Below are 1,036 nucleotides of genomic sequence, written 5' to 3'. Positions count from 1 at the left end.
CAGCGGGAGATGGACCGCAGGCAGCGGAACTTCGGCATCGCGGGAGGAAACTTGCACGTGCCTCAGATTATCGAACCTTTTAACTGGGAGGAGGCTAAGCCGTGAAACCAGAAATTACGCCCGCTTTGCCAGCCGCGAAGCCGCCATTCCCGGCAGTGGTCAAGCTGAAACGGTTTGTGCTGGATTTGAAGAAGGATGCCTTCTGCTACGCGTTCCTGGCTCCTTTTCTCATCTGCTTTCTCGTCTTTATCGTCATTCCGGTCGTGATGGCTGCGACGCTCAGCTTTACGTCCTACGACGGATTCAGCAAGCTGCATTTTATCGGCTTTGACAACTTTATCGCGCTGTTTACGCAGGACATTATTTTTCTGACCAAGGCGCTTCCGAACACGTTCGTGTTCGCGCTGATCGTCGGGCCGGGCGGGTATCTGCTGTCTTTCCTGTTTGCCTGGCTCATTCATCAGCTGCCGATGAAGGTGCGCGATTATTACACGCTGGTGTTCTATGCGCCGTCGATGGCGGGCGGCGTGGCGCTGACGGTCGTCTGGATTGCCGCTTTCAGCGGCGACCGCGTCGGCTATTTGAACAACTTCCTGCTGAATATGGGCTGGATCGATTCCCCGGTAACTTGGCTGCAGGATCCGAAGTACCTGCTGAACATTATGATTCTGGTATCCCTCTGGATGAGCTTCAGCGTAGGATTTCTGGCGATGCTGGCGGGTCTGCAGACGGTCAACCGGGAGCTGTATGAAGCTGGACGGATTGACGGGATATCGAACCGGTTGCAGGAAGTGTTCTACATTACCGTGCCGTCCATGAAACCGCAAATGCTGTTCAGCGCCGTCATGACGATCGTTTCGACCCTGAAGGCCGGCAGCATTTCAACCCAGCTGACCGGGATGGCGATTACGCCGCAGTATGCGGGGCACCTCATCATCAACCATGTCGACGATTACGCGTTCATCCGGTTCGAACTGGGCTATGCTTCAGCGGTTTCAGTCATTTTGCTGCTCCTCAGTTACTTCGTGATGAGGTT

At 54.9% G+C, this 1,036-nt stretch carries 1 protein-coding gene; it reads left to right on the top strand.

Going from position 1 to position 1,036, the window contains the following annotated elements:
• Positions 1–155 precede the first annotated feature (155 nt).
• A partial coding sequence (locus CPT76_RS38050; RefSeq protein WP_105445825.1) for a carbohydrate ABC transporter permease occupies positions 156–1,036 on the top strand: 881 nt, incomplete at its 3' end.

The organism is Paenibacillus sp. AR247 (genome assembly GCF_002968895.1).
Classification (GTDB): Bacteria; Bacillota; Bacilli; order Paenibacillales; family Paenibacillaceae; genus Paenibacillus_AQ; species Paenibacillus_AQ favisporus.
Note: the sequence above shows the minus strand (reverse complement) of the source record. Positions and strands in the feature narration are given on the sequence as shown.